This window comes from Pseudomonas sp. DR 5-09, assembly GCF_001655595.1.
Classification (GTDB): Bacteria; Pseudomonadota; Gammaproteobacteria; order Pseudomonadales; family Pseudomonadaceae; genus Aquipseudomonas; species Aquipseudomonas pharyngis.
Genome location: NZ_CP011566.1, coordinates 3,924,318 through 3,943,877, shown reverse-complemented (window position 1 = coordinate 3,943,877; position 19,560 = coordinate 3,924,318). Strand labels below are relative to the sequence as shown.

Annotated in this window: 17 protein-coding genes; 6 read left to right on the top strand and 11 right to left on the bottom strand. The window is 58.6% G+C overall.

Features of this window, described 5'->3' with window-relative positions:
- Position 1 precedes the first annotated feature (1 nt).
- The 3 genes from PDR5_RS17600 to PDR5_RS17590 are packed head-to-tail and all read right to left on the bottom strand — an operon-like array spanning position 2 to position 3,578.
- Complete coding sequence (locus PDR5_RS17600; RefSeq protein WP_064597564.1) at positions 2 to 1,282, bottom strand: dihydrolipoamide acetyltransferase family protein; 1,281 nt, start codon at positions 1,280 to 1,282, stop codon at positions 2 to 4.
- Positions 1,283 to 2,341: an alpha-ketoacid dehydrogenase subunit beta gene (locus PDR5_RS17595; RefSeq protein ID WP_003224000.1), complete on the bottom strand. Its 1,059-nt coding sequence runs from the start codon at positions 2,339 to 2,341 to the stop codon at positions 1,283 to 1,285.
- A 1-nt stretch (position 2,342) separates the two neighbouring features.
- Positions 2,343 to 3,578 carry a 3-methyl-2-oxobutanoate dehydrogenase (2-methylpropanoyl-transferring) subunit alpha gene (locus PDR5_RS17590; RefSeq protein WP_064597562.1) on the bottom strand — a complete coding sequence of 412 codons (1,236 nt, stop codon included), beginning with the start codon at positions 3,576 to 3,578 and terminating at the stop codon, positions 2,343 to 2,345.
- 185 nt (positions 3,579 to 3,763) lie between these two features.
- On the opposite strand from PDR5_RS17590, the gene bkdR reads away from it, so the two are divergent.
- The 3 genes from bkdR (at position 3,764) to PDR5_RS17570 (ending at position 8,720) form a co-directional block, all read left to right on the top strand.
- Complete coding sequence (bkdR, locus tag PDR5_RS17580) at positions 3,764 to 4,252, top strand: Bkd operon transcriptional regulator BkdR (protein WP_007915088.1); 489 nt, start codon at positions 3,764 to 3,766, stop codon at positions 4,250 to 4,252.
- A 122-nt stretch (positions 4,253 to 4,374) separates the two neighbouring features.
- A complete protein-coding gene (gene dctP, locus PDR5_RS17575) occupies positions 4,375 to 7,197 on the top strand; it encodes a TRAP transporter substrate-binding protein DctP (RefSeq protein WP_064597557.1) in 2,823 nt (940 codons plus the stop codon).
- Positions 7,194 to 8,720, top strand: a complete 1,527-nt coding sequence (locus PDR5_RS17570) for a metallophosphoesterase (protein ID WP_064597555.1) — start codon at positions 7,194 to 7,196, stop codon at positions 8,718 to 8,720. Before dctP ends, PDR5_RS17570 begins: the two co-directional genes overlap by 4 nt.
- Positions 8,721 to 8,730: 10 nt before the next feature.
- Here the strand turns inward: PDR5_RS17570 and PDR5_RS17565 are convergent, their stop codons facing one another.
- Positions 8,731 to 9,594 carry an MBL fold metallo-hydrolase gene (locus tag PDR5_RS17565; protein ID WP_064597553.1) on the bottom strand — a complete coding sequence of 288 codons (864 nt, stop codon included), beginning with the start codon at positions 9,592 to 9,594 and terminating at the stop codon, positions 8,731 to 8,733.
- Between the two features lie 98 nt (positions 9,595 to 9,692).
- Between PDR5_RS17565 and PDR5_RS17560 the strand changes: the two genes are divergently transcribed.
- From PDR5_RS17560 to PDR5_RS17550, 3 genes are read left to right on the top strand one after another with little or no spacing between them, the layout of a single operon-like run.
- Positions 9,693 to 10,031, top strand: a complete 339-nt coding sequence (locus PDR5_RS17560; RefSeq protein ID WP_007952897.1) for an ArsR/SmtB family transcription factor — start codon at positions 9,693 to 9,695, stop codon at positions 10,029 to 10,031.
- A gap of 38 nt (positions 10,032 to 10,069) precedes the next feature.
- Positions 10,070 to 11,314 carry an NAD(P)/FAD-dependent oxidoreductase gene (locus PDR5_RS17555; RefSeq protein ID WP_064597551.1) on the top strand — a complete coding sequence of 415 codons (1,245 nt, stop codon included), beginning with the start codon at positions 10,070 to 10,072 and terminating at the stop codon, positions 11,312 to 11,314.
- A 9-nt stretch (positions 11,315 to 11,323) separates the two neighbouring features.
- Positions 11,324 to 12,124: a sulfite exporter TauE/SafE family protein gene (locus PDR5_RS17550; RefSeq protein ID WP_064597548.1), complete on the top strand. Its 801-nt coding sequence runs from the start codon at positions 11,324 to 11,326 to the stop codon at positions 12,122 to 12,124.
- A gap of 48 nt (positions 12,125 to 12,172) precedes the next feature.
- Here PDR5_RS17550 and PDR5_RS17545 read toward each other — a convergent pair whose 3' ends face one another.
- From PDR5_RS17545 to PDR5_RS17515, 7 genes are all read right to left on the bottom strand, one after another.
- Positions 12,173 to 13,453: a TRAP transporter large permease gene (locus PDR5_RS17545; RefSeq protein ID WP_039767236.1), complete on the bottom strand. Its 1,281-nt coding sequence runs from the start codon at positions 13,451 to 13,453 to the stop codon at positions 12,173 to 12,175.
- Positions 13,453 to 13,980 (bottom strand): TRAP transporter small permease, encoded by a 528-nt coding sequence (locus tag PDR5_RS17540; protein WP_039767235.1) that lies wholly within the window; start codon positions 13,978 to 13,980, stop codon positions 13,453 to 13,455. The genes PDR5_RS17545 and PDR5_RS17540 overlap by 1 nt, the downstream gene beginning before the upstream one ends.
- A 78-nt stretch (positions 13,981 to 14,058) precedes the next feature.
- Positions 14,059 to 15,030 carry a TRAP transporter substrate-binding protein gene (locus tag PDR5_RS17535; protein WP_064597546.1) on the bottom strand — a complete coding sequence of 324 codons (972 nt, stop codon included), beginning with the start codon at positions 15,028 to 15,030 and terminating at the stop codon, positions 14,059 to 14,061.
- Between the two features lie 60 nt (positions 15,031 to 15,090).
- A complete protein-coding gene (locus PDR5_RS17530; RefSeq protein ID WP_064597544.1) occupies positions 15,091 to 15,984 on the bottom strand; it encodes an SMP-30/gluconolactonase/LRE family protein in 894 nt (297 codons plus the stop codon).
- A gap of 41 nt (positions 15,985 to 16,025) precedes the next feature.
- Positions 16,026 to 16,850, bottom strand: a complete 825-nt coding sequence (locus PDR5_RS17525; RefSeq protein WP_064597542.1) for an NAD-dependent epimerase/dehydratase family protein — start codon at positions 16,848 to 16,850, stop codon at positions 16,026 to 16,028.
- A gap of 149 nt (positions 16,851 to 16,999) precedes the next feature.
- Positions 17,000 to 18,295 (bottom strand): OprD family porin, encoded by a 1,296-nt coding sequence (locus tag PDR5_RS17520; protein WP_064597539.1) that lies wholly within the window; start codon positions 18,293 to 18,295, stop codon positions 17,000 to 17,002.
- Positions 18,296 to 18,466: 171 nt separating this feature from the next.
- Positions 18,467 to 19,417 (bottom strand): polysaccharide deacetylase family protein, encoded by a 951-nt coding sequence (locus PDR5_RS17515; RefSeq protein WP_064597537.1) that lies wholly within the window; start codon positions 19,415 to 19,417, stop codon positions 18,467 to 18,469.
- Positions 19,418 to 19,560 lie beyond the last annotated feature (143 nt).

Here is a 19,560-nt window from a genome sequence, read left to right as displayed (position 1 = left end):
ATCACTCCACAAACAGGGTCGCGGGTTGTTCGAGCAGACCACGAATGGCCTGGATGAAGAGCGCCGCGTCCATGCCGTCGACCACGCGGTGATCGAAGGAGCTGGAGAGGTTCATCATCTTGCGGATCACCACCTGGCCTTTGACGACCATTGGGCGTTCGACGATTTTGTTGACGCCGACGATCGCGACTTCCGGCAGGTTCAGCACCGGGGTGCTGACGATGCCGCCAAGGGCGCCGAGGCTGGTCAGGGTGATGGTCGAGCCGGACAGTTCATCGCGGCTGGCCTTGCCATTGCGCGCGGCGGTGGCGAGGCGGGAGATTTCCGCCGCGCTGTCCCACAGGCTGCGAGCCTCGGCGTGACGCACCACTGGCACCATCAGGCCGACATCGCTTTGGGTCGCGACGCCGACATGCACCGCGCCGAGGCGGGTGATGACCTGGGCTTCGTCGTCGTAACGGGCGTTCATCTGCGGGAAGTCGCGCAGGGCGACGACCAGTGCACGCACCAGAAACGGCAGCAAGGTCAGCTTGCCACGGCTGGCGCCGTGTTTTTCGTTCAGGTGGGCACGCAGTTCTTCAATTGCGGTGACGTCGATTTCCTCAACATAACTGAAGTGCGCGGCACGCTGAGTGGCGTCCTGCATGCGCTGGGCAATCTTGCGGCGCATGCCGATCACTTGAATCTGTTCTTCATCGTGACGCTGGGCGTACGCGGCAGCGACCGGCGCCGAAGCGTTCGATTGACCCTGCGCCAGATAGGCCTCGAGGTCTTCGTGCAACACGCGACCGGCTGGGCCGGAGCCGCGCACCAGACGCAATTGAATGCCCAGATCCAGCGCATGTTTGCGCACGGCCGGCGAGGCGAGCGGGCGCTCATCGGCTTCGCGAGCGACCATCGGGCCTTGGCAAACGGCAGCCGCCGGACGCGGTGCGGCGGCAGCAGATTTGCTTTCAACGACAGCTTCAACTTTGGGTGCGACTGGCGTTTCTTTCGCCGCAACTGGCGCCGGTTTGTCCGACTCCTTCAGATTGCCGGCGCCCTCGACCTCGATGCTGATCAGCACACTGCCGACCGCCATCACTTCACCCGGCTGACCACCCAGCGCAATCACCTTGCCGTGGACCGGCGAGGGAATATCGACCATCGCCTTGTCGGTCATCACATCCGCCAGCACCTGATCTTCAACGACCAGATCACCAACCTTGACGTGCCACTGCGACAGTTCTACTTCCGCGATGCCTTCGCCGATGTCCGGCATCTTGATAACGTGCGTGCCCATTCAGACCTCCATGACCCGTTTCAGCGCCGCGCCCACTCGGGACGGCCCAGGGAAATACGCCCACTCCTGCGCGTGCGGGTAGGGGGTGTCCCAACCGGTGACGCGTTCGATCGGCGCCTCCAGGTGGTGGAAGCAATGCTCTTGCACCAGCGACACCAGTTCGGCGCCGAAACCGCAGGTGCGGGTGGCTTCGTGAACCACGACGCAACGGCCGGTTTTCTTCACGGATTTGACGATGGTTTCCAGATCCAGCGGCCACAGGCTGCGCAGGTCGATGACTTCCGCATCCACGCCGGATTCTTCGGCGGCGACTTGCGACACGTACACGGTGGTGCCGTAGGTCAGCACGGTCACGTCCTTGCCCGGACGAGTGATGGCGGCAACGTCCAATGGCACGGTGTAGTAACCATCTGGCACCTGGGCTTGCGGGTGTTTCGACCACGGGGTTACCGGGCGGTCGTGGTGCCCGTCGAACGGGCCGTTGTACAGGCGTTTCGGCTCGAGGAAGATCACCGGGTCATCGTTTTCGATGGAGGCGATCAGCAGGCCTTTGGCGTCATACGGGTTGGACGGCATGACGGTGCGCAGGCCGCAGACCTGAGTGAACATCGCCTCGATGCTCTGGCTGTGGGTCTGGCCGCCGTAGATGCCGCCGCCGCACGGCATGCGCAGGGTCATCGGGGCGGTGAACTCGCCGGCCGAGCGATAACGCAAGCGGGCGGCTTCGGAAATGATCTGGTCGGACGCCGGGTACACGTAGTCGGCGAACTGGATCTCGGCCACCGGACGCAAGCCATAAGCGCCCATGCCCACCGCGACGCCGACGATACCGCTTTCGGAGATCGGCGCATCGAACACCCGCGAGGTGCCGTACTTGGTCTGCAAGCCTTCGGTGCAACGGAACACGCCGCCGAAGTAACCGACGTCCTGGCCGAACACCACCACGTTGTCGTCACGCTCAAGCATCACATCCATGGCCGAGCGCAGGGCCTGGATCATGGTCATGGTGGTCGTGGTCATGGCGGTTTCCAACTGAATATTGTTGTTGTGATCGTTCATGTCAGATCCCCAACTGCTGACGCTGGCGTTTCAAGTGCTCCGGCATCTCTTTGTAGACGTCTTCGAACATGGTCGCGGCGCTTGGAATCTGGCCGCCGGTGAGGGTGCCGTACTGTTCGGCCTGTTTCTGTGCGGCAATCACTTCGGCCTCGAGCTCGGCGCTGACGGCGGCGTGCTCTTCTTCCGACCAGTGGCCGACCTTGATCAGGTGCTGTTTCAGGCGGGCAATCGGGTCGCCCAGCGGGAAGTGGCTCCAGTCGTCGGCAGGACGGTATTTGGATGGATCGTCGGAGGTCGAGTGCGGGCCGGCGCGGTAGGTGACCCATTCGATCATGGTCGGGCCGAGGCCGCGGCGCGCGCGTTCGGCAGCCCAGGCGGAGGCGGCGTAGACCGCGTAGAAGTCGTTGCCGTCAACCCGCAGCGAAGCGATGCCGCAACCGACGCCGCGTCCGGCGAAGGTGGTGGCTTCACCACCGGCGATGGCCTGGAAGGTCGAGATCGCCCACTGGTTGTTGACCACGTTGAGGATCACCGGCGCACGGTAAACGTGGGCGAAGGTGAGGGCGGTGTGGAAGTCCGATTCGGCGGTGGCGCCGTCACCGATCCAGGCCGAGGCGATTTTGGTGTCGCCCTTGATCGCCGAGGCCATGCCCCAGCCCACGCCCTGAATGAATTGGGTGGCGAGGTTGCCGGAAATGGTGAAGAAACCCGCATCCTTGACCGAGTACATGATCGGCAGCTGACGGCCCTTGAGCGGATCGCGCTCGTTGGACAGCAGTTGGCAGATCAGGTCGACCAATGGCACGTCGCGGGCCATCAGAATGCTTTGCTGGCGGTAGGTCGGGAAGCACATGTCGTCGATGTTCAAGGCCAGGGCCTGGGCGCTGCCGATGGCTTCTTCGCCGAGGCTCTGCATGTAGAACGACATTTTTTTCTGACGCTGGGCGACCACCATGCGGTTGTCGTAGATCCGGGTCTTGAGCATGGCACGCATGCCTTTGCGCAGGATCTCGACCGGCACGTTTTCAGCCCATGGGCCGAGGGCGTTGCCCTGGTCGTCGAGCACGCGGATCAGGCCACGGGCCAGGTCGGCGGTGTCGGCCGGTTCAACGTCGATGGAAGGTTTGCGCACCGTGCCGGCATCGGTCAGATGCAGGTAGGAGAAATCGGTTTTGCAGCCTGGGCGGCCCGAGGGTTCAGGGACGTGCAGACGCAGCGGTTCATACGCTTGGGTCATGGCTTCTACGCTCGATCTTGTGAATTTCTTGTAGTGAGCTGGCAGTCATTCTTCGATAAAAGAAATCTTGTCCTACAACAATCATAGGCCCGGGCAAGAAGAATATTTCTCTCTGTTTCGTTGCGCTGAAGATCATTTGCAGATAGAAATTCTGCATAAACATAAAAAACAGGTGGTTTTGTCTCATGCGCAAACTGGACCGTACCGATATCGGCATTCTCAACAGCCTTCAGGAGAACGCGCGTATCACCAACGCCGACCTGGCCCGTTCGGTCAATCTGTCGCCGACGCCGTGCTTCAACCGGGTCAAGGCGATGGAGGAGCTGGGGCTGATCCGCGAGCAGGTAACCCTGCTGGATGCCGACCTGCTGGGGCTGCACGTCAACGTGTTCATCCACGTCAGTCTCGAGAAACAGGTAGAGGAAGCGCTGCAGCATTTTGAAGAGGCGATTTCCGATCGCCCTGAGGTCATGGAGTGCTACCTGATGGCCGGCGACCCGGACTATCTGATCCGGGTGCTGGTGCCGACCATCCAGTCGCTCGAACGCTTCATGATGGACTTTCTGACCAAGGTGCCGGGCGTGGCCAACATCCGGTCAAGTTTTGCGCTCAAGCAGGTTCGCTACAAGACGGCGTTGCCGTTGCCGGCGAACGGGTTGACGCTGGGGAACTAGCCGTTCATCTGCCAGCACTTTGCCATAACTGGGGTTGTGCTTAAGTCATAGGACGCAAAAGAGAGTCTGACGTCCTCCTCTGCAATGACCTTTGAGCGTTACCTTATTTCTGAGGTGGTCAAATGGATAGCGCGGAGAATACGTACGGTCGGTACACAACCTTGTTGAAGAGTACTTCTCTATTTCTTATTTTGACGGGCTGGGCGGTACTTTCTTCATTTGTACTGGCCCAAGACCGCGCTTTTATTATCGATGTTGCGATTCCTGACAACCCTACATTCAGTTCTTCAGTTAACTCTCTCAAGGAATCCCTACGAGACGTGGCTGAGGTCAGGATCAGTGGTGTGGAGTTCGCTGGTGAAGCGGTAAAGAAAGTCATGAATGGTGAGGTGGGAGTTGCTATCGTCCCCATTTCTGCATTGACGAAGTTGGCGCCGGCTTTGCAGGCTTATGAGCTGCCTTTTACATTTTCAAACTATCAGGCTTTTGGGTTTTCGCGAGATAGTTCACTGAGTGAAAAGGCCACTGAACAATTGAAGAAATCCAAGATTTCCAGCTTGGGTGGAATTTGGTACGGCGGGAGCAAAGTGGTCGTCAGTAAGCTTCCTCGGCGCTCTCCCCTAGACTTTAAAGATGCTGTGGTTGCTGTAAGCGATGAAAGCGGTGATTTGAAAGGATGGTCGGATGTTGGCGCCAGAACAGTAGTTATATCAGATGCTCAGGTAGCATCTGCATTGAACGAAGGTCGTATCGACGCTGCAGAGATGATGTACTCCCAATTGGGTGGGTTGAAGTCTGGGTACGTTACTCAGACTGATCACAGTTTTCTTTCCTTAATCGCTATAAAAAAGTCGGATTCGCAATATTTTGCGATGTCGGCTAAGGATAGTGGGCGCATCATTCAAGCGATTGAGAAGGCCAGAAAGGATGTTTCAATGAATATCTCTGACTTTGAGTGGGATACATTGGAAACGGCTCCTAAAAACCCCAAAGTTACCTGGATAGATTTTAATGCGGATGGACGCAATGACTGGCGAGCAGCCATCGCTAAAAGCGAGACGTCTTTAATTAAAAAGATAGGCACAGTAGAAGTGGATAACATTCTGAGGGGGCGTGTCTCTGTCTCGCTCAGTCAGACAAAAAGTACGTCGGCAAGTCCGTCGCCGGGGGCCGACGGCAGAGACTTTACACGTTCGGCTGTACCTCGTTTGTCCATCAACTGGAACGCATGGTTTCAGTCATCGCCTGAGCAGATAAAGGACTCATTGGTGGTTGGCAAACCCTATGAGTTTCTTTTGGATCTGGGGCGTGGTTTCTACCCAGGGGCATTAGGCGGCGCTATCAGTAGCAGATTGGGTGACGAAATAGCATCTCAGTCATCGGAGGCTGAGGTCCAACTAGTGATTCGGCCCGTATTATTGGGCTCGATGCTCAAGTTTGCTCCTACGGAATTATTGCGCGCCCAGACATTCAAGGTGCAGATGAGTCACCTTGGTTCTAAGCCGGGTGATGACGCTCTTCGGGAAAAAGTTATCCAGAAAACTTTATCACTAAACGACTTAGCCTCAGCTTTAAGTGTAGACAAACCACTGGCGTGGTCGCTGATCGCTCGTCGACCCGGATGTGCCCAAATAGCGCTTTCCATTTGGGATGCTTCAGGATTGCGTCCCTTGGATTACATTGTGGTCAGTGTCCCGGTGAACAAACCTGGTCAAAACCTGGAGGGCTGTGATAGTAGGTTGAAAGGAGGAAACCTGGTTTCCGGGGTGGAACATCTGATGGATCTTGGGCGACAGGGAGATCAACCATTCAAGGCAGATGCAGCTTTGCACTTGTTCGATTCGATTCCGGAAGGTGAAGGAAGCCCCTCGACGGTCGCAGTTCTGGTCGATCGCGCCACTTATTCTACCGATGGCACTATTTACGCTTGGGAGTTAGGTTCTTACTGGAAGCAGTTCCAGGAAAAGATGTTACCCAATGCTGTGGTCAGCACCCACAAACGCTTACGCTCAGCTCAGCCCTACAGCCAGGTGGTTCAACAATTCAGTAACGCTCTTTTTAATGGCAAGGAACCCGAAGATCAACTTGAGGCCGATGGAGCTCAAGCTGCGCTCAGGAAGTTGGGGCTGCGTCAAGATAATCCTGTGCTTTTGGTGCGTTATTTCGATCCGTGGGGTGAAATGCAAAGCTTGCCCTTGGGGTTGTTGGGCGCGAATGCGCCAAAGCGATTGTTTTCCGAACGAGTCACTGTTGTTCAGCCATTGCAGTTTGCACGTCAAACTGAACAGGAAAGTTGTTTCAGTGCATGGGATTTCGCGATTCCAAAGAAACTTGATGATGTTGGCGCAGATTCCGCCGAATTATTAATGAAAGAAGACTGGCGAATGCAAGGGTCCGATATTAGCTGGTATCAGAGCAATAACGATTTATTCGACTTTGTCGTTCAGCCTGGCTCAATGTCGACTCAGAGTAGTGCTCTGTTGGTACTTGCTCATTACGGTAATGGCGGAATCACTTTTTCCAAAAATGGGTTGCCGGATCAAGTTTTGAGCACTGATATAAAGCGTCGCTTTGTGCCAGGAAGCATCGCGATTCTCGCCGCGTGCTCGACATTGGGAGCCGCGCCTGCTGACCGAACCTTTGTAGATACGCTCGTCAACCGAGGGGTGGGCGCGGTGATTGCTTCACCTTTTTTTGTCGATTCAGATTTCGGCACACGGTTGTCAGTCAGCTTTGTGTCGGTTGTAAAAGAGTTACGGGCAAGCGCAAGTACGGCTTCGCTCATGGATATCTTCAATCAAGCGATGCAGAAAACCATTGACGCCTATGGCAAAAAATCAGGGTACGCGGACATGGCCCTTGAATTTCAGATCATCGGTGATCCGCAACTAAAAATGTGCAAGGCCCCACTCGTATCCAATGAAAGTTCTGGAGAACAACCATGAAGCGTGAATGGCAAGGAGTGCTGCTGGCATTATTCAGCGTTTTAGCTATGTCGAAAGTTACTGCCGATCCCATATCAACGAACGGAGAGCGTTTAAGCGTTTTCATTAGCGATCTGCATTTCGGGCTTGGTCATATCAGCAAAAAACAGTGGCACCCCTATGAAGATTTTCGATGGAGTCAGGCGCTGAAAGGTTTCCTTGCTTCAATATCGAAGGAGGGTAATGACAGCGTTGACTTGGTAATTCTTGGGGATTTTCTGGAAATGTGGCAACTGCCTGATGACATTAAATGCGAGGGATCAGGCGCAGGAGCAGGTTGTTCGATAAACGAGCTTGTCGATTTGTCGACACGTATTACGCAAGCTCATGCTGGAGATTTTGAGGCACTGAAAAACTTTTCATTGCGAGGCTCCAATCGGATTCACGTGGTGCCTGGCAATCACGATGCTGCCCTTTTGATTCCTCAAGTTTGGGCTCCTGTTGCGAAAGAGTTGGGGGGGGATAGCGGACGCATAATATTTGTCCGTAAAGGAGTGTGGACGTCTGAAGATCATCAGGTGCTGGCCGAGCATGGTCAGCAGATTGGCAGTGACGTCAATGCGTTCAAGGATTGGCCTGTGGTGACCACTGAAGCTGGAGATGGTCAACTACTAATGATCCGTCCCTGGGGAGAGCGTTTTGTGCAACGGCTGTTCAATGCGGAGGAGGTTCATTATCCAATCATCGACAATCTGAACCCGGAATCGGCTGGTGCGCGTTACCGTATGGACGAACAGGGGATTTTCGGAACGGCCGCAGATATCGCAAAGTTTATTGCGTTCAACATATTCGAGACATCATGGGCGCAAAAGTCTGGCGCGCTTACACAACAACCTGGTGAAGACCAAGAATTTGATCGGGATGCAGCGCTAAGAAGAGGCTATTTATTGTTCGGTGACTCACTTCCTGACGGGGACTCAAGCAAAATGTTGCTCGATAAACCGGACGCTGCCGGCAGTGCATTGCGCAGTGAGTTAACGCAATTACTGACTACCATGAACGATGAAGATCTTCGATTATTGTGCGCGAGCGCTGCCCTGAATACCGGTGGTCACCCATGCCGCTCCTCACTCACATCAGCAATCGCCGGAGCATTCGTGCCACTTGCGGCAACGCTTAAAAAACATCTCAACTCCAGAGAGGCTGAATTTGGCAAGTTCGATGTTTTTGTCTACGGGCACACCCATCTTTGGGTAAAACCATGGCCGCTGGATATTGGTAACGGTCGCCTCGCAACTGTGGTCAATACGGGTGCGTTCCAACGTCTAATTGAAGATGAGGCATTCAAGCAACTCGCTAAAGACAGAAACATCACCCCGGTTGTCGCCCTGCAGCAGTTACAACCGGAAGATCTTAAACCCTGTTACTCGGCCGTGTTCATTAAAGGAGGGAGGACTCCGCCAGAACCGGAACTGAAACTTTGGGAAATGGCAGAGACGGGTGGTGGTCGATACCGGGAGCCGGGCGTGATGGATTGTCGTTGAGCTCTGTCAATCAAAGCTTGTTGATAGGGATCTTCAGGTAGACAACGCCATTGCCTTCCGCCGGCGGCAAGTTTCCTGCCCGGACGTTGACTTGAATCGCCGGCAGCAACAGCGTCGGCATTCCCAACCCCGCGTCCCGCCGTGTGCGCATTTCAACGAACGTGGCTTCATCGATGCCGTCATGCACATGGATATTGCTTTTGCGCTGTTCGCCTACAGTGGTCTGGCACTGCGAGTCACGGCCTTGCGGCGGGTAGTCGTGGCAGACGTAAAGCTTCACGCTGGCGGGGAAGGCCAGCAGCTTGTGAATCGAATTGAACAATTGATGGGCGTTACCGCCGGGGAAGTCGCAACGGGCGGTGCCGACGTCGGGCATGAACAGCGTGTCGCCGACCAGAATCTGCTCGCCATCGATCAAGTAGGCCATGTCCGCCGGGGTATGCCCGGGGACGTGCAGGGCGGTGGCCTTGAGATTACCAATCCGGAACGACTCGTTCGGTGCGAACAGATGATCAAACTGCGAGCCGTCAACTCGAAATTCCGGTTCCAGGTTGAACAGCGCCTTGAACACGTTCTGCACTTTGCTGATCGATTCGCCAATCGCGATTTTCCCGCCCAGTTCCCGGCGCAGGTACGGCGCGGCGGACAGGTGATCGGCGTGGGCGTGGGTTTCCAGCAGCCACTGCACTTGCAGGTTGTGGGCGCGAACGAAGGCGATGATCTTGTCCGCCTGAGCCGTACAAGTGCGACCGGCAGCGCCGTCATAATCGAGCACCGGATCGACGATCGCGCACTGCCCGCCGTCGGCCTCGTAGACCACGTAGCTGTAGGTCGAGGAGGCGGGGTCGAGGAAAGCTTCAATCAGCGCGGGCATGAACACGGTCCTGTGCAGAAGGTGGGAAGTCAGGGTTGCAACACTTTATGTAAACACATAATGTCCGCAGCTTAAGTGACGTTGAAGGCATCCTGCAAATGCAATCCAGTCTGACCGAATGTGAAGTGGCGCAACTGCGCGCCTCGGCTTCCAAGGCCTGTTCTTTGCTCAAGGCCTTGGCCAATGAGGATCGGCTGCTGATCCTGTGCCAGTTGACCCAGGGCGAGCGCAACGTCGGCGAGCTGGAAAAAATGACCGGCGTGCGTCAGCCGACCCTGTCCCAGCAACTGGGCATCCTGCGCGATGAAGGGCTGGTCGCGACTCGTCGTGAAGGCAAGTACATTTTTTACGGTCTCGCCAGTCACGAAGTGATCCAGGTGATGAAAACCCTTTCCGGACTCTACTGCGGAGCCGTGCTCAAAAGCTGGGCGCAATAGTCCCGGCTATCCTTGCGTGCAGCCATAAGGAACAAACAATGAACGATCAACACTGGGGCCCATCCATCAGTGCGGACATCGTGGTCATCGGCGGCGGCACTGCCGGTATCGGTTTTGTCGCGAGCCTGCTCAAGCGTGATCCCGGCCTGAAAATCACGGTGATCGAGCCGAGCACCCTGCATTACTACCAACCGGCGTGGACGCTGGTCGGCGGTGGCGCCTATGACGCCAAAGACACCGCCCGACCGATGAACAAAGTGATGCCGCGCCAGGCCACCTGGATTCAGGCGGCAGTGACCGGCATCGACCCCGACCAGCGCCGTCTCACCCTCAACGATCAACGCACCATCACCTATCAGAACCTGATCGTCTGCCCCGGCCTGCGCCTGGCGTGGGAGAAGATCGAAGGCCTGCAGGACAGCCTCGGCCAGCACGGCGTCACTTCCAACTACAGCTATCAGTACGCGCAATACACCTGGGATCAGGTGCAGAAACTGCGCGGCGGCAAAGCCCTGTTCACCCAGCCGCCAATCCCGATCAAGTGCGCCGGCGCGCCGCAGAAGGCGCTGTACCTGTCCTGCGATCACTGGCTCAAGCGCAACGTGCTGAGCAAGGTCGAGGTCGAGTTCAATCTGGCCGGCGCCGCACTGTTCGGCGTCCCGACCTTCGTGCCGCCGCTGATGAAGTACATCGAGAAATACAACGCGCGGCTGGCATTCAATTCCAATCTGGTGAAGGTCGACGGCCCGGCGAAAACCGCCTGGTTCGACGTCAAGGATGCGGACGGCAGTGTCACCCGTCAGGCGAAAACCTTCGATCTGTTGCACGTCGTCCCGCCGCAGGTTTCGCCGGATTTCATCGCGCAGAGTCGGTTGGCCGACGCTGGCGGCTGGTGCGAGGTCAATCCGCACACGCTGCAACATCCGCGTTATCCCGATGTGTTTGCCCTGGGCGATATCTGCGGCACCACCCATGCGAAAACCGCCGCGGCAGTGCGTAAGCAAGTCGTGGTGGTGGCGGAAAACCTTCTCGCCCTGCGCAAGGATCTGGCACTGCCGCTGAAGTACGACGGCTATGGTTCGTGCCCGCTGACGGTAGAGAAGGGCAAGGTGATCCTCGCCGAGTTCGGCTACGGCGGAAAATTGCTGCCGACCTTTCCCCTCGACCCGACCGTGCCGCGCCGCTCCGCGTGGTGGCTGAAGGCGACGCTGCTGCCGTGGTTCTACTGGAACGGCATGCTCAAGGGCCGCGAATGGCTGACGCGTCTGTCCAGGGTCGACTGAGAACACTCTATGTTGCTGGCAAGTCTGTTTGGCGTGGTGATGGGATTGGTCCTTGGTCTGACCGGGGCCGGCGGCGGGATTCTCGCGGTGCCGGCGCTGGTGCTGGGGCTGGGCTGGACGATGACGCAAGCGGCGCCGGTGGCGTTGTTTGCGGTGGGCAGCGCGGCGGCGGTCGGCGCGATCGATGGTTTGCGCCATGGTCTGGTGCGTTATCGCGCGGCGCTGCTGATTGCAGCGCTCGGCGCGGTGTTTTCGCCAGTGGGCATCTACTTCGCGCATCAGTTGCCGGAAAAGGTTTTGATGATTCTGTTCAGCCTGCTGATGGTGATGGTGGCGTGGCGCATGCTGCGTCGCGAACGCCAGCAGGAGGGCCCGAGCGACCATGGCCACGCCAGTTGGGGCCAGAAGAACTGCATGCTCAATGAACAGACCGGCCGTTTCGACTGGACCGCCAAATGCACCGCGACCCTCGCGGCACTGGGCGCTGTCACCGGTGTGGTGTCCGGGTTGCTGGGGGTGGGCGGCGGGTTTCTGATCGTGCCGGCGTTCAAGCAACTGACCGATGTACAGATGCGCGGGATCGTCGCCACTTCACTGATGGTCATCAGCCTGATTTCCGCCATCGGCGTGATCGGCGCGTTTCACGCGGGGGTGCGGATTGATCGCCTGGGTGCTGCGTTCATTGTGGCGAGCATCGTCGGCATGATCATCGGTCGCCAACTTTGCGCGCGAGTACCGGCGAGGACGTTGCAGGTGGGGTTTGCCAGTGTGTGCCTGGTGGTTGCGGCTTACATGTTGCTGCGGGCTTGATATGAAGTCTGTGACGAGGGAGCAGGCGCCCTCGCCACAGTGATCGCGTTACAACACCAGGTGCGGTAACCACAGCGACAGTGCCGGAACGTAGGTCACCAGCATCAGCACCAGAAACAGCACCGCATAGAACGGCAGCAGCGCCTTCACGGTGCTTTCGATGCTGACCTTGCCCACCGCCGAACCCACGAACAGCACGGCGCCCACCGGCGGCGTTATCAGGCCGATACCGAGGTTGACCAGCATGATCATGCCGAACTGCACCGGGTCGACGCCGATTCCGAGGATCACCGGCATCAGGATCGGCGTAAGGATCAGGATCAGCGGCGCCATGTCCATCACAGTGCCGAGCAACAGCAGCATGACGTTGATGCACATCAGGATCACGTAGCGGTTGTCGGACAGGGTCAGGAACAGCGTGGTGATTTTCGCCGGGATCTGCATCAGGGTCATGATGTAGCCGAAGCTGGCGGCGAAGCCGATCAGGATCATCACGATGGAAATGGTGCGCACCGTGCGATGCATCAGTTTCGGCAGCTCACTCCATTTGTAGTCGCGGTAGATGAACATGGTGACGAAAAACGACCACAGCACGGCGATGGCCGCCGACTCGGTGGCCGTGAAGATCCCCGAGAGAATCCCGCCGAGAATGATCACCATCGCCATCAGGCCCCACAGCGCTTCGCCGCAGATCTTCAAGGCTTCGCGCATCGGGATCACTTCGCCTTTGGGATAGTCGCGTTTGCGCGCGAAAATCAGGCACAGCACCATCAGGCACGCGCTCATCAGCAGGCCCGGCACGACACCCGCCATGAACAGCGAAGCGATGGACACGGTGCCGCCGGCGGCCAGCGAGTAGAGCACCGAGTTGTGACTCGGCGGAGTCAGCAAGGCCTGCACCGAACCACTGACGGTCACTGCCGTGGAGAAGTCCCGGGGATAACCCTTGCGCTCCATTTCCGGGATCAGTACCGAACCCACCGACGCGGTATCGGCCACCGACGAGCCGGAAATCGCACCAAAAAACGTCGAGGCCATGATGTTGACCAGCGACAGCCCGCCACGCACGAAGCCCACCAAGACCCCGGCGAACGCTACCAGCCGCCGCGACATGCCGCCCTCGGCCATGATGGCGCCGGCGAGCACGAAGAACGGAATCGCCAGCAGCGAGAATTTGTTCACCCCGCCTGCCACCTGGATCATCAAGGCCTGAAACGGGATGTCGATCCACCATGCGCCGATCAGCGCCGACAGCCCAAGCGCGTAGGCAACCGGCATGCCGATCAGGATCAGTGCGATAAAACTGCCCAGCAGAATCAATGCGTCCATCAGGCAGCCCCTTCGTTTTCTTCAACCAAGTCGAACCGCACCACGCGGCGATTGCTTTGATCGCCGAGCAAGAGTTTTTCCAGCACGAAAATCAGCGTCAGCGCGCCGCCAATCGGGATCGGCATGTAGGTGATGCCGACGCGCAATGTCGGCAGGGCGCTCATGAACTGGTTCCACGTTGACAGGCAGAGCTTGGTGCCCCAGATGGTCATGAACAGGCAGATGGTGCCCATGAGCACTTGGGAAACGATGCTCATGGTTCGACGCATGTTCGGTTGCAGGCGGTCGGTGACCATCGCCACCGCCATGTGCGCGCCGGCGCGATAGCTGGCGGCGGCGCCGATGAAGGTGAAGACCATCATCAGCAGGATGGCGGTGGGCTCCGGCCAGCTTGAGCCGGTGCCGAGGACGTAACGGGCGAACACGCCCCAGGGAATGATCAGGGAAATGGTCAGCACCGACAGACCGGCGACCCAGATGCAGGCCATGTAGATCCGGTCATTGATGCGCAGCAGCAAATTCTTCATCGGGTTCCACCGTAACCGGGCAGGCGTGAGCGCCGAGCGACGCCAGCGCTGCCGGGCCTTGTATTGAGGGCAGGGAGGTTACTGAACGGCTTCGATGCGTTTGATCAGGTCGACGTAGGGCGCGCCGTATTTTTCGCGAATCGAAGCGGTGGCCTCGTAGAAGGGTTTCTTGTCGACGGTGATGAACTCGACGCCGGCGGCTTTGAGTTTCTCTTCACTGCTGGCCGACTTGGCATCCCACAAGGTGCGCTCCTGGGCCTGCGCAGCCTTGGCGGCTTTTTTCACCAGGGTCTGCTGATCGGGGCTGAGTTTTTCCCAGGTGATTTTCGACATCACGATGGGCTCGGGCAGGATCAGGTGCCCGGTCAGGCTGTAGAACTTGGCGTTCTGGTAGTGGTTGTGCTCAAGCAGGGTCGGCGGATTGTTTTCCGCGCCATCGATGACGCCGGTCTGCAGGGCACTGAAGATTTCGCCGGTGTCCATGGCAATACCGTTGCCGCCCATGGCGTTGATGGTTTCGATGAACATCGGGTTGCCCTGCACGCGGATTTTCATGCCCTTGAGGTCCGCCAGGCTGCGCACCGGTTTCTTGGTGTAGATGTTGCGCGTGCCGCCATCCATCCACGCCAGCGCCACGAGGTTGAATTCGGAGTTGGTGATCTTGTCGAGGATCTCGTCACCGATTTCACCGTCGATGATTTTGCGCATGTGCGCCTGGTCACGGAACACGAACGGCATGTTGAACACGTTCACGTCCGGCACCACAGGGCCGACGATCCCGAGGCTGACGCGGGCCATCTGGATGGCGCCGACCTGGGCCTGTTCGACCACTTCCTTTTCCGAGCCGAGTACACCGCCGGGGAACATCTTGAAGGTCAGCTTGCCGTCACTTTCGGCAACCAGGGTCTTGCCCAACTGTTCTTCGGCGACCACGGTCGGATACCCGGCGGGGTGGATGTCGGCGAACTTGATTTCCAGCGCCTGGGCCGCGCTGCCGAAGGTGAGCGCGAGGGGGAGGGCGACGGCGAGCAACGTGCGTTTGAAGTCCATGAGGGGTTCTCCAGTCTTGTTATTTTTGTGTTCAAGGCACAGCAATGCAGCAAGGGCGGGTTACAGCAGATCGTCGAACATTGGCTCCGGCAGGCCTTTGACGCCGGGGTTGAGGGCGAACACGCCGCCGGCCAGGGACTGCGGATCCTGGTCGTCGCCGGGGCGAATCGAAGTCACGAACAAGGTGTCCATCCGGCTGCCGCCGAAGGCGCACATGGTGGGTTTTTTCACCGGTACCTGCAGCGAGCGGTCAAGGCGACCGTCGGGGGTAAAACGATGGATCAGGCCGACGTCGTTGGCGCAGATCCAGTAGCAGCCATCGGCATCCACGGCTGCGCCGTCGGGGCGGCCGTAAAAATGGTTCATGTCCACGAACACCCGCCGGTTGGAGGGTGTGCCTGTCTCGGTGTCGTAGTCGAAAGCCCAGATCAGTTGGACGTTCGGGTGCGAGTCCGACAGGTACATGGTTTTGCCGTCCGGGCTGAAGCCCAGGCCGTTGGGCACGATGAAGCCATCAAGCTGTGCCTCGATCACGCCTGTTTGCCCGGCACCGTAACGATAGAGCCGGCCCTCGGACAGATTCAGACCCATGTTCAGCACCATGCTGCCGGCCCAGAACCGACCCTGGCGGTCGCAGCGACCGTCGTTCAGGCGCATGTCCTGGCGGCTGTGTTCCACCGGGCCGAGCAGGTCGCTGTCGAGGCTGCCATCGGCATGCGGTTGCAGGTGAAAGAATCCGCTCTCCATGCCGGCCACCCAGCCGCCGCGACTGTGTCGGGCGAGGCAGGCGAGCATCTCGGGCGCCTTCCAGGCGTGAACATGGCCAGTGTCGGCGTTCCAGCGCTGCAGGCCACCGTTGGGGATATCGACCCAGTACAAGGCGTTTTCCTGTGGCACCCAGACCGGGCTTTCACCCACCGCGTTGCGGGCGTCGACGATCAATTCGGCTTGCATACTCATTCCCTTGGTTTTATTGGAGACGTGAATCGCGCCGGTCAATCGCCGAACGGGCCGGCCGCAACGAAGGCGCCGCCCTGATAGATCCGCGCCGGGTCATCGCTGGCGGGCATCGGCTGCGCCTCGACCTTTTCGCGAAACACTTCGGAGGTGTCTTTGGCCTCGAAACCGAGGTGACTGGCGAAGCGGTTGTCCCACCACACATCCTTGTTGGCGGACATGCCATAAACCACGGTGTGGCCGACGTTGGGGGTGTACAGCGAACGTTCGAGCAGTTGGGTGAGATCGTCGAAGCTCAGCCAGGTGTGCATCATTCGGCGGTTCTGTGGTTCGGGAAACGACGAGCCGATGCGGATGCTGACAGTTTCGATGCCATAGCGATCGAAGTAGAAACTGGCCATGTCTTCGCCGTAGGACTTGGACAGACCGTAGTAGCCGTCGGGGCGGCGAGCAGAGCTGGCGTCGAGGTGTTCGTTCTGTTTGTAGAAGCCGATGACATGGTTGGAGCTGGCGAAGATCACCCGCTTCACACCATGTCGGCGTGCCGCTTCATAGATATGGAATACGCCGCAGATGTTGGCGCCGAGGATTTCTTCGAAGGGGCGCTCCACCGAGACGCCACCGAAGTGCAGGATCGCATCCACGCCTTCGACCAGCTGATGCACGGCAACTTTGTCGGCGAGGTCGCAGAGCACGATTTCTTCGCGGTCATCGATGGCCGGGGCGAGGGCAGCGATGTCCGACAGGCGCAGCACGTTGGCATACGGGCGCAGACGTTCGCGCAAGACTTTGCCCAGGCCACCGGCGGCGCCGGTCAGCAGCAGGCGATTGAACGGAGTTGGGGCGGTGGAGGTGGACGTCATGGCAATCCCTTACACGTTGTTATTAGGTTTGTTGTAGGTTGTCGTATGACTGCGCTGAAGTATCGGTAGGGTTTCCGGAACTTGTCAACGCGACTTTCGGTGTAAGTGACGGAAGGCCGATTCACCCTCCGTTCACCCCATGCCAGGGTTTACAACAACGAAATCGGGTAACTGATGAAGATCCGGTTCTCGTCGAATTCATTGGTGCTGAAGTCCCGGCGAATCGTCGCGTTGCGCCATTTGACGTTGAGGTTTTTCAGCGGACCGCTCTGCACGGTGTAGGCCAGCTCCGACTCGCGCCCCCATTCCTTGCCGTCGGTGATGGTGCCGGTGTGCACGTTGTCACCGCTGATGTAGCGGTTCATCAGCGTCAGCCCGGGGACGCCGAGGACCACGAAGTTGTAGTCGTGGCGGATCTGCCAGGAACGCTCCTGCGCGTTGTCGTAACTGGCGTTGTAGCTGTCGTTGGCCAGGGTGCCGCCGCTGGTGCCGTTGACGCGCATCCAGGCATCGTCGCCGCTGAGCTTTTGCAGGCCGATGTAGAACGTGTTGCCGCCGTACCGGGCCGAGAGCATGGCGAATGCGGTTTTGTTGTCGAGGTCGCCGGCCTGGGCGCTGCCGTCTTCCTTGCCGGTGAAGAAACCGAGATTGGCGCCCAGCGTCCAGTCGCCCAGCGGCTGGCTGTGGCTGAGGTTGAAGTACTGTTGTTGGTAGATGTCGCTGAGTTCGGCGTACCACAGACCGACAAGCGTGCGTTTGTCGTTGAAGGTGTATTCGCCGCCGCCAAAGTTAAAGCGGTCGGAGGTGAAGGCGCCGCGGCCGTTCATCGACATGTCTTCCATGCTGGCATCGTTGCGCGGGCTGTTGCCACGGAACTGCCCGCCGTAAAGGGTCAGGCCATTGATTTCGGTAGAGGTGATCTGGCCGCCACGAAAGGTCTGGGGCAGGGAGCGACCATCGTCCGAGCGCAGGATGGGCAACACCGGCATCCATTCACCCACCTTCAGTTCGGTCTTCGACACCTTGGCCTTGAGCGCAACACCCAGTCGCCCGAAATTGTCCGCCGGGCGTCCGTCATCGTGAATCGGCAGCAGCTGCGTACCGCCCGTGCCTTTGCCGCCATCAAGCTTCTGCGAATACATACCCAGCACGTCCAGGCCAAAGCCGACGGTGCCCTGGGTAAAACCGGATTTGGCGTCGAGGATGAAGTTCTGCGTCCACTCTTCAGCCTTGCCCTGCGGATAGTTCGGGTTGACGAAGTTGCGGTTGAAGTAGGCGTTGCGCAGGTTCAGCGTGGCTTTGCTGTCTTCGAGGAAGCCCTCGGCATCGGCGCTCATCGGCAAGGCGAGGGCGAGACTGCCGCAGCCGATCAGGCTCAGGGTGGAACGCGGGCGGGGGATAGAAAAACGGGACGTGCGGACGGAATTGCAGACGAGTGTGCTCACTGTGACGCTCCCTGTTTCATTTGTTGTTTTTATTATTTGTTATACGTCGTCGTACAACATGGTTGCGGATATTTGCGAGGTTTTCCGGAAAAGTCAACAGGGCGTCGTACGATGACTTTGGGTGAGCGGGCAGCCCTGAAAGCGTTGTGAAGAGGGCTGCTTTCGGCACGTTTACTGGTTGTAGAGCGCTTCAGTGTTATCGATCAGGGGATTTTTTTCGGTCAGCACGATCTGCGCGATCTGATCCTTGCGCATGAAACTCACCTTCGAATGCGACTGGGCGTACCGGATGAAGCGCTCCATGGCCTCGACCATCGCCGGGGTGCCACCGATGCGGTCGTGCAGACTCACCGACATCATCCGCCGCTTGCTCGCGCCTTCGGCGTAGAGGCGATCGAACTCCAGCACCAGTTGCTGATAGAACTGTTCGGCAGAGAAATGCCGGCCCTCGACCAGCACGATGTCGTTGTTGCGCAGGGTGTACGGCACCACGGCGAATTTGCGCCCGCGAACCATGGTCACGAACGGCTCGTCGCGGCTGACGTCGTCGATGTGATAGGTGAAATTCAGATCCTGCAGCACCTTCAACGTATTGGGGCTGCGGCGCAGCCAGTTGGCGTTGTAGCCGACCGAGCGCTGGCCGGTGATTTTCTCCACCGCTGCGACGCCGTCGCTGATGAACTGTTTTTCCTGGGCGTAATTCATGTTGTACGAGTCGGCCCAGCGCATGCCGTGGGCCGCCAGTTCATGGCCACGCTCGGCAATCGCCTTGGCCAGGTCCGGGTGCTTGAGCGCCGCTTCGCCGACCACGTGGGAGGTGACTTTAATGCCGGTGCGATCCCACAGATCGAGCATGCGCCACAGGCCTTCCTTGTAGCCGTAATCGAACCAGGTCTGCGCCGGTAGATCCGGGTAGCCTTTTGGCAGCGGTGTGCCGGAGAACGGACTTTCAGCGCCCTCGGGCTGGCCGCCGGTTTCGAATTGCATCGACACTGAAATCACCAGTTGCGAGCCATCCGGCCACGGGCGTTCCTGAGCGAAGGTGAGGGCGGGCAGCAACAGCGCGGCGGCCAGCAGGTTTTTCAGCAGACGCGGGGAGCGTTGCCAACGGGGAGTGGTCATATCGGGCACCTTGCAGGTTGAGAAGTGCTGCAAGGTTGGCATCCGCTACGCTTGGGAAAAATCAGCTGCGGGCGAGATGTCTTTTAAACAGAATTTACGAATCCCGCCCCACCCAGATCCCTTGTGGGAGCGAGCTTGCTCCC